This is a genomic window from Bradyrhizobium sp., from assembly GCF_049581145.1.
Classification (GTDB): Bacteria; Pseudomonadota; Alphaproteobacteria; order Rhizobiales; family Xanthobacteraceae; genus Bradyrhizobium.
Genome location: NZ_JBAURI010000798.1, coordinates 1 through 8,305 on the forward strand (window position 1 = coordinate 1; position 8,305 = coordinate 8,305).

An 8,305-nucleotide genomic window follows, 5' to 3' on the forward strand; every position below is an offset into this window, starting at 1 on the left:
GGAGGGGAGTGCGGTGGGCATCTCGGCGGGCGCGTGAGGTGCAGTAACGGACGGCCGGTGAATTGATCGACGAGTATTGCCTCGAGCACCGCCCGCTCATCTCATATCTCGATCTCCGCAAGGAAAGCCGGCGCGATGTGCGCGCTTCCCCCGACCGACATCCGAAATGAGTCGTGGGCGCCAATTGCGGCTAGGGAGATGGCACGGTCGGTCTATTACCAGTTTCGGAAATACCCGGAGCGTTCCGGCACTTACGTTTCGTGCCAAGGGGCAACCGCTGGTCGGAGATAGCGGCAGGAGAGCGGCGCGCTAAGTCGATCGGCCCGTATCGCAAATCAGCGACAAGTTGCGCTGCTGAGACGATGGACTACGCCAGCACCGATGACGGGCTCTTCGCGGCCGCGCTGCCATTTGGGCTGTTTGACACCCTCTTTCTCCCTCGCTAGCGCGTGCCTCAAGCCTATGGATTCAGCGGCAAAAGCGCGCCGCGCAGCGTCGCGCTTGAAATTCCCATCAGCCCCGTGAAGGGATTGTCCAGCTCCAAAACCAGAAAAATTGCGCCGGCAAACGACAGCGCGCAGACAAAGAGGGACGTCGTCACGATCAGATTGGCTCGCGCAAATAAGGTGGAGCTCACGAGGATCGTGCTCAGCCAGAACACCAGAATGACCAGGAACGGGACAGGGATCGAGCCGCCGGCCTGCGCAAACAGCTGCAGTCGGATCTGCGCGGCTTCCGTGAACGCTTGAATGGCGCGAGTTTGCAGCGAACGTTGCGCATCGTTGGTCGGCGACAGATGTTCCAGTTCAATCTCGAAGGTCGCCGACTCGGCGCTCGACTCGAACCGAACGAGATCTCGTGTGAATGCTACGCAACGGTGAAGGGGCAATACAATCGATTGCTTTACCCGCGGCTATCATAAACCTGCATCATGTGCGGCGAGCAAGATGGAGAAACGGCGCGGCTGCCGGCTGGTGAGGCGATTGAGTAGCGAGGCCTTTGTTGCGGTGCACGAGTCCGATTGTGACCCAGGCTGTGTGAAAACTCGCGAGAGCCGAGGATGTGCAGAATGGTTCTCTCAGTTGACGACTATCGACCGAGGTCGCCAGCAATATTTGCTTTCAGAGCGAGGCGATCGACATAGAGCTTCTAGACGAAAATTCGACGACGGAGTTTTCACACAGCCTGGACCCAAAACTGACATTCAGCTCGCTCCTGCCCAGGATGCTATGTTGATCGAAGTCATGCGGAGGAGGCAACGCGGCCGATCTTGCGAATTCGCTCAGTCATATGTGGTCGCGCCTTAGCGGTGTATTAACTGGGCTCGTTTACTTTGCCGAACGGGCTGGTGGGCGACATCTGTAGAGGTCGCCATGAATTTTTGTTTGCGGCGCCGAAGCCTTTTGGCGCCGGTCGGGACAGTCTTGGTCATGATGCTTGCAGTCGCTTCGGCGAACGCGGCCGATGCGCCCATCCCCTACGCCGTGCCTCCTCCCCAATATGGCCCGGTACCTTACGCGTCGCCATCGCCACCTTACGCACCGCCACCGCTGCTGCCCTGTCTCTGGTCGGGTCCTTATGTTGGCACCAACGTCGGCTTCCAGTGGGCCTCGAATGTTGGCGGCCTCAGTTCGAGCGGATTCACCGGCGGCATACAGGCCGGCTACAACTGGCAAAGCGGTCCATGGGTGTATGGCGTCGAGTCGGATTTCAACCTCTCGAGCGCCAGCGGAACGTTCGCCGATTACCAGTTCTCCAATCCATGGTTTGGAACTTTGCGCGGGCGGGCCGGCTATGTCATCAACAACGTGTTCCTCTATGGCACGGCAGGCCTCGCCTTGGGCATCAGCACGGTCGCGAGCGGCGGGCTGTCGGATAGCAGCGGGCATCTGGGTTGGACGATCGGAGCCGGTGCCGAATTCGGCCTCGCCCCATTGGGTCTTAGTCCGAACTGGTCGGCGAAGGCCGAATATCTCTACCTCGGCCTGTCGCAGGGTCCTGTCCTTTCGGCTTCAGTCCCGTCCAATTTCCAGTCGAACGTGCTGCGCTTCGGCGTGAATTATCACTTCTGAGCTCAATCGTATCTTCGCGGGACATAGTCCCGGGAAGATATAAAAAAGCTCGGGCTCGACAGGGAGCGGCGCGCAAGAAGCGCAGCGTCATGCCTGCGGTTTCGCGAATGCTTGGGCCGCCTTCATCGGCAAGTCGAGCGGCTTGCGGATCGTCGATCGCGCTTGGCCTGCGCGAAGGCCTTGCCGCTACGGGCGCCCGCTCCCGGGTCAGAGGCTCCGGCCGCAGGCGGCGGCCCGCGATGCTGTCGAAGTAGAAAAATACAGAGCCGTCGGCGAAACACCCGACGGTCCTCGGATTCACCATATCGCGAGATATCGCTAGATAGCCGCTCGGAAATCCCAGCTTGGGCCTTGTTTGAGGTCTCTGTTGGCAAACTACGATCCAAGTGCGGGCTCACCGCCAAATAAATAATAGGAGACGTGTCATGATGCTGAAATTCGGCAGGATAGCCGTCGTGGCCACGGCAGTTCTCACACTCGCTGCCGCCACCATTCCTTCCGGGGCTGAAGCAGGTGGCTTCTTCCCCGATGGCTACGGTCCCGTCGGGTATGGGAGCGGCGGCTATTACGGGGGCGGGGGCGGCTGCGGCTGCCAAGTCTATGTCCCGCCTCCGCCACCGCCACCGCCCTGCTGCCGAGTCTATGTTCCGCGGCCGTGCTGTGTCTACGGTGGCGATTGGGACCGTGGCGGCTATTATGGTGGCGGTTATGGCCGAGGTTATGGCGGAGGTTATGACGACGGCTATGGCCGAGGTTATGGTTATTAGCTTGTGGAGCAAAAAGCTGACCGCCGCAGAAAATCAGTTTCTTCTGACCTGGAAAGAACCTCTTCGGATGACTTCGTGGCGGATCGAGCGGACGTGCACAGCACCTGATCGTGCTGCTCGATCCGGATGACAGCCGACATGCCTGTGCAGCAGCCGACGAAGCTCGAGTTGGTCATCAACCTAATGACTGCGAAGACGCTCGGCCTTACCATTCCGGACAAGCGGCTCGCCCCTCGCAGGCGAGGTGATCGAATAGCGCTTCTTTCTGCGAAGCATGAGTGCGGAAGTGGCACGAAGCGTGAGTCCCGGGCCGTACGGTCATTTCTGAAGCTGGGGGTACACCGGCTGTGCCACCAGCCTGCTGACCATGACGGCCCTTGACCCAATTGAGACATCGAGTGTGTCTGGAGGCCGGTTGGGCGCCATTTCTCACGCGCGGACCAGTCTCGAAGTTCTAGATTTTACGCGCTGGTCGGGACGTGTTCGCAAGCGACAAATGCAACCGCGCGGTCATCAAGCTACTAGTCAAGGCTAAAGCAGCGGAACGATGGACCGCGGCACGGAACGCGGCTCACGCTTGCTCAAGGGCAAAGACGCTCCCACCTGCAGAATCGATAAAAATGTGTTATTGAGTACGCCCATCTTCCTGCCGTGCTCATGATGGTCGGTGATGCAGCCCAATTCCTCCGTGCATGTGGTCATAATTGGAGCTGGCGCGGCTGGCCTTGCCGCCGCTAGCGCACTTTCTGGGCAAGGCTTGTCGGTGCTCGTGCTCGAAGCAAGGGACCGGATTGGCGGACGGGCGCTGACGCGGCGGCTTGACGGCGTAGACTTCGATGTCGGATGCGAATGGCTTCATTCGGCCGATCGGAACTGCTTCGTGCCAGTCGCGCGCAGCTTGGGTTTCGAATTTGCCTTTGAAGAACCCCATTGGGGCGAGCAAAGCTTCAATATCAATTTCCCCATCTCGGAACAGCGTGCCTTTCACACCGCGCTCGACGCGTTCGAGGACCGACTGCAAGCGGCAGCCCGACTTCCACAGGACACCAATGCAGCCGACTGGCTTGCGCCGGGCAACCGCTGGAACCCGCTCATCGATGCGGTGAGCACTTATGTCAGCGGTGCGGAGCTGAGCAACATTTCGGCCTACGACAGCGCGAACTATCAAGACACGCAGGTGAACTGGAGAGTGCGCCGTGGCTATGGCGCGCTGGTCGCAGCATTCGGATCGTCCTGCAGTGTCGTTCTGAATACTGAATTGCTGACGGTCGACCACTCGGGCCGCGAGATCATGCTGGAGACGTCACGAGGCAATGTCTGGGCACGCGCGGTTATTTGCACATTGCCGACCAATCTCATCGCCGAAGAAGCGGTGCGATTTCGGCCACCTCTGCCGGACAAGGTTGCCGCCGCCGCCGGCCCGCTGCTTGGCTACGCCGAGAAGGCGATGCTCCGTCTTGATGACCCGAACACTTTCCCGGTAGACGGCCATCTGTTCGGCGCAACCGACCGCACGGAAACCGGTAGCTATGATCTGAGACCATTGGGGCGTGGCTGCATCCAGGCATTTTTCGGCGGAGCACTCGCCCGTGCGCTCGTGGACCACGACGCACTCGTCGACTATGCGATCGACGAGCTTGCAGCGCTCGTCGGCACGAAGATCCGGAGCAGGATCCGCCCGCTTGCCGCGTCGGCCTGGAGCCAAGACCGCTTCGCGCGCGGATCCTACTCTTACGCCCGGCCGGGATGTTTCGGACTCCGCGCGGTCCTGGCTGCTCCGGTGGACGGCCGCCTGTTTTTCGCAGGCGAAGCGACCTCGCTCGGATTTTTCTCCACCGCGCACGGCGCCCATGAAACAGGGCTCCGGGCCGCCGCCGAAGTCGCACGAAGCCTCTCTCCTGCATGAACCCAGCCGACCGTACAACATGGGACATTGTGGTGGGCTTTCCGTTGTCAGGAGCTGGAGAAACGGAATTGAGAGAAACCCTGACGTGGCTTGTGTACCCGCAGCAATGTCTCTTGCTGACCCAACCCGGACCTGCGGTCTGACTGATCTTAACTGCTTACCCCAGGATCACGAAGTACTCCAAGTTTTCGATCGGTTCCCATAGGCCGAGTGATAAGAGTGGCACCAGCCTAACCTGATTTCGCCGCTCCTGTTTGGAAAGGGACCTGGACTCCGGAAAACTCTTGATCCTGATCAAGGTGGCTGGCGCGCGTATTAATAATCTGGCTTGAAAAGTTGGCGGATCGGAAGATCCACAAGACCGACAGGGGTGAATCCGAATTTTGGGAGGAGCAAATGCCGGTAGATTCGACGGCTCACCACGCCGACCGAATCCAGGCCGCGATTGCATCAAACGGTGCAGCAAAATCCGCGCTGATCGCTTCATGGCGAAGATCATCCACTCTGCATGGGCTCAATCCGGCCGAGAGGAACCCACCTGAAAGGCTGGCTGATTCCGAACTTCGGAAGGCCCGACAAGAAGTTGAGTCGCTCGTCCAGGTCGCCCAATCGAGTCTGGACAGACTTCATCTCGCCGTTGGGGGTGTTGGATGCTGCGTGCTGCTTGCTGATCGGAACGGCATTCCCGTCGAGCGACGCGGCTCGCCTAGCGACGACGCGACATTTTGTTCCTGGGGGTTATGGCCCGGTACAAGCTGGAGCGAAGAAAGCGAAGGCACAAACGGCATAGGCACTTGCCTCGTCGAGCAGCGCGCGGTGACGATCCATCGCGACCAGCATTTTCTTACGCGCAACACGCTGCTGAGTTGCACAACCGCCCCGGTTTTTGACCATGAGGGGCATCTCGCAGCTGCGCTCGACGTATCATCTTGCCGGGCGGACCTGACCGAAAGCTTCGTCAATCTCATCGCAATAGCCGCGAACGATGCTGCGACGCGGATAGAGGCTGAATATTTTCGTTTGGCGTACCCTAGAGCCCGCATCCTGGTCGTCCCGGTTGCCGACAAAGGGGCAAGAGCCCTGATTGCGGTCAATGCGGACGATCTTGTCATTGGGGCAACTCGAGCGGCTCGCCTGGCACTCGGAATTACTCAGGCATGCCTGCGGAAGTCGTTACCCGCAGCCGATCTTCTCGGCACAGCGGGGAAAGCGATCGAAAGCCTTGCCGGCGCGGAACGCGGGGTGTTGCAACGGGCGCTTGCGCGCGCCGATGGCAATGTCACCGCTGCAGCCGGGGCGCTCGGCATGAGCCGCGCCACGTTCTATCGGAAGTTGCAGCGCTTGGACCTTCACCGCTCCCACTGAGATTCGTAACCTTCGATTGTCTCAATACTGAGACACTCACTTCGAACGTCCGGTTTCGAGGGGCTGACAGGGCAGCCTTGTTTTGACATGCCTCTATTAAAGCGCCGCATCCAGCGACGCATCAAGAGGAGGACGGCCATGAGCAAGGTGGAATTTTCACGTACCGCGAAGGTTCCCTTCCAAAAGCGCTACGGCAACTTCATCGGAGGCCGATGGGTTGAACCGCGCTCCGGCAGGTATTTCGAGAACTGCTCGCCGGTGAACGGCAGACTGCTTTGCGAGATCGCGCGTTCGAACGAGCAGGACATTGAAGTCGCGCTCGACGCCGCGCACGCCGCCAAGGATGCCTGGGGACGCACCAGTGCTGCGGAACGCGCGGTCATTCTCAACAAGATCGCCGACCGGATGGAGGAGAATCTCGATCTTCTTGCGCTGGCCGAGACCTGGGATAATGGCAAGCCGATTCGCGAGACTACCGCGGCCGATGTGCCGCTCGCAATCGACCATTTCCGCTACTTCGCCGGTGCAATTCGTGGACAGGAGGGTGGCCTTTCCGAGATTGACCACGACACCATCGCCTATCATTTCCACGAACCGCTCGGCGTCGTGGGCCAGATCATTCCGTGGAACTTCCCGCTGCTGATGGCGTGCTGGAAGCTGGCTCCTGCGATTGCAGCCGGCAACTGCGTCGTGTTGAAACCCGCCGAGCAAACCCCGGCTTCCATCATGGTGTGGATTGATCTGATCGGCGATCTTCTGCCGCCCGGCGTTCTCAACATCGTCAACGGCTTCGGCCTTGAGGCGGGTAAGCCGCTGGCCTCCTCGCCGCGCATTGCCAAAATTGCCTTTACCGGTGAGACGACAACGGGCCGGTTGATTATGCAATACGCCAGTCAGAACCTCATTCCCGTTACGCTCGAACTCGGCGGCAAATCTCCCAACATCTTCTTCAAGGATGTCGTCGCCGAAGATGACGACTTCTTTGACAAGGCAATTGAGGGCTTCGTGATGTTCGCGTTCAACCAGGGCGAGGTCTGCACCTGCCCGAGCCGTGCGCTGATCCATGAAGCGATTTACGATAGGTTCATGGAACGCGCGCTCAAGCGCGTTGAGGCAATCGTTCAGGGTGACCCCCTGGACCCCGCCACCATGCTCGGTGCGCAGGCGTCGAGCGAGCAGCTCGAAAAGATCCTTGCCTATTTCGACATCGGCCGGCAGGAGGGCGCAGAGGTCTTGACCGGCGGTGCACGCAACCAGCTGCCGGGGGATCTCGCGGGCGGCTACTACGTCCAACCCACGGTGTTCAAGGGTCACAACAAGATGCGAATTTTCCAGGAGGAAATCTTCGGACCGGTGGTTTCGGTGACGACCTTCAAGGATGACGACGAAGCGCTATCGATCGCCAACGACACGCTTTATGGCCTCGGTGCGGGTATCTGGAGCCGTGATGCCAACCGGCTGTACCGCTTCGGTCGCGCCATACAGGCGGGCCGCGTCTGGACCAACTGCTATCACGCTTATCCCGCGCATGCGGCGTTCGGCGGATACAAGCAATCGGGTATCGGACGCGAAACCCACAAGATGATGCTGGACCACTACCAACAGACGAAGAACTTGCTGGTCAGCTATAACCCCAAAAAGCTCGGCTTCTTCTGAATTTTCCCGAGGCTCGCCGACGCGGATGCTTTCACCCGCGTCGGTGACTTTTTTGCTCTTCACGGAGGCATTCTTGGAAGACAAGGTTTCCGCGACACCCGCAGCGCTCCGACTTATCGAAGAAATCGTTAGTGAGCATGGACCGGTCCTGTTTCACCAATCGGGAGGGTGCTGCGATGGATCGTCGCCGATGTGTTATCCACGAAGCGGCTTCATCATCGGGGATACTGACATTTTGCTCGGTCATATCGGCGATGCCCCGGTCTATATCAGCGCTTCCCAGTTCGATGTCTGGAAGCATACCGACCTCGTCATCGACGTCGTTCCCGGTCGGGGCGGGATGTTCTCCCTCGATAATGGCCGCGAAGTGCGATTCCTGACCCGATCGCTTGTCTGCTCGCCCGCGCGACAACTAGGGCCTGTCTTCAGTTGAGCAAGATCATGGCAGAAGCGAGCTGGACGCCGGCCAGGAATATTTTGGCGAGCTTGTCGTAGCGGGTCGCGATGGCTCGAAAATGCTTGAGTTTGTTGAAGAAGCG

7 protein-coding genes and 1 pseudogene are annotated in these 8,305 nt (G+C 59.6%); 6 read left to right on the forward strand and 2 right to left on the reverse strand.

Features of this window, described 5'->3' with window-relative positions:
- Nucleotides 1-460: 460 nt before the first annotated feature.
- Nucleotides 461-661, reverse strand: coding sequence for a hypothetical protein (locus WCB02_RS26245; RefSeq protein WP_423962676.1), 201 nt, complete (start codon nucleotides 659-661; stop codon nucleotides 461-463).
- Nucleotides 662-1,430: 769 nt separating this feature from the next.
- Between WCB02_RS26245 and WCB02_RS26250 the strand changes: the two genes are divergently transcribed.
- From WCB02_RS26250 to WCB02_RS26275, 6 genes are all read left to right on the forward strand, one after another.
- Nucleotides 1,431-2,072 (forward strand): outer membrane protein, encoded by a 642-nt coding sequence (locus WCB02_RS26250; RefSeq protein ID WP_423962677.1) that lies wholly within the window; start codon nucleotides 1,431-1,433, stop codon nucleotides 2,070-2,072.
- Nucleotides 2,073-2,527: 455 nt separating this feature from the next.
- Nucleotides 2,528-2,839 (forward strand): hypothetical protein, encoded by a 312-nt coding sequence (locus tag WCB02_RS26255; protein ID WP_423962678.1) that lies wholly within the window; start codon nucleotides 2,528-2,530, stop codon nucleotides 2,837-2,839.
- 670 nt (nucleotides 2,840-3,509) lie between these two features.
- Nucleotides 3,510-4,745, forward strand: a complete 1,236-nt coding sequence (locus WCB02_RS26260) for a flavin monoamine oxidase family protein (protein WP_423962679.1) — start codon at nucleotides 3,510-3,512, stop codon at nucleotides 4,743-4,745.
- A gap of 396 nt (nucleotides 4,746-5,141) precedes the next feature.
- Nucleotides 5,142-6,110 (forward strand): GAF domain-containing protein, encoded by a 969-nt coding sequence (locus tag WCB02_RS26265; RefSeq protein WP_423962680.1) that lies wholly within the window; start codon nucleotides 5,142-5,144, stop codon nucleotides 6,108-6,110.
- Between the two features lie 138 nt (nucleotides 6,111-6,248).
- Nucleotides 6,249-7,766: an acetaldehyde dehydrogenase ExaC gene (gene adh, locus WCB02_RS26270; protein WP_423962681.1), complete on the forward strand. Its 1,518-nt coding sequence runs from the start codon at nucleotides 6,249-6,251 to the stop codon at nucleotides 7,764-7,766.
- A 25-nt stretch (nucleotides 7,767-7,791) separates the two neighbouring features.
- Entirely contained in the window at nucleotides 7,792-8,199 is a 408-nt protein-coding gene (locus tag WCB02_RS26275; RefSeq protein WP_423962682.1) for a DUF779 domain-containing protein, read from the forward strand.
- Here WCB02_RS26275 and WCB02_RS26280 read toward each other — a convergent pair.
- Nucleotides 8,192-8,305: pseudogene (locus WCB02_RS26280) on the reverse strand (IS5/IS1182 family transposase); the annotation flags it as partial. The gene WCB02_RS26275 and the pseudogene WCB02_RS26280 overlap by 8 nt on opposite strands.